The organism is Scytonema sp. PCC 10023 (genome assembly GCF_963920835.1).
GTDB lineage: Bacteria > Cyanobacteriota > Cyanobacteriia > Cyanobacteriales > Nostocaceae > Kalymmatonema.
The window spans coordinates 1-819 of record NZ_CAWUDP010000333.1 but is presented as its reverse complement, the minus strand read 5'-3'; the positions used below and the strand labels follow the sequence as shown (position 1 = coordinate 819).

At 45.4% G+C, this 819-nt stretch carries 1 protein-coding gene; it reads right to left on the bottom strand.

The window, feature by feature from the left end:
• Positions 1-819: RNA-guided endonuclease InsQ/TnpB family protein (locus ACM0OZ_RS49070; protein ID WP_414590198.1), on the bottom strand; the 819-nt coding region annotated here is incomplete at both ends.

The window sequence follows — 819 nt, the reverse complement described above, 5'->3', positions numbered from 1 at the left end:
GCACCTTCAAGTCCTCATACGCCACGAGGTCGTTAGACATCACTACGCACCTTGCCGTCTTTATGGCAAAGTCTTTACGCTGGCGGCTTACCTTGAGGTGTTTTCGAGCCAGTTTATTTCTAAACTTGGCTCTGTTTTTAGATCCTTTCTCGGTCTTAGACAAGCGACGTTGCAGTCGTTTCAAAGACTTTTCAGACTTACGAAGATGACGCGGATTGGCAACTGTTTCCCCGTTAGAATCGGTGTAGAAGTGGTTCAGCCCAACATCTACGCCAACAGTCTTAAAAGTTGGTTCCCGTTTTTCTCTGCGGTCATAGTCAATGCAAAATTGAGCATAATATCCATCTGCACGACGGACAACTCTGACTCGCTTGATTTGCGAAATTTGATAAAAGTGCAGGTCACGAGTTCCCCACAACTTAAATTGACCAGCGTCAAAGCCATCAGTGAAAGTGATAAAGCGCTTATCTTCAGAGAGCTTCCATCCTGTTGTTTTATATTCCACAGACAGGTTGGTTTGAAGGCGCTTAAATTTTGGGTATCCCTTTTTACCTGGTTTGTTCGCTTTGCAGTTATCAAAAAAACGAGATATCGCAGCCCAAGTTCTTTCAGACATAGCCTGACGAGCCATCGAGTTCAGCTTCCTGACCCAAGGGAAATCGGGATTGTCAGAAAGAACTTTGCAATAAGCCGAGAGGTCATTTCTGGTTTTGGCATGACCGTCCATCCAGTAGCGAAGACAAGCGTTACGAACAAACAAACCAGTCCGCAAAGCTTCATCGAGCTTGCGATACTGGCTATCTGTTCCTTCCAACTTGG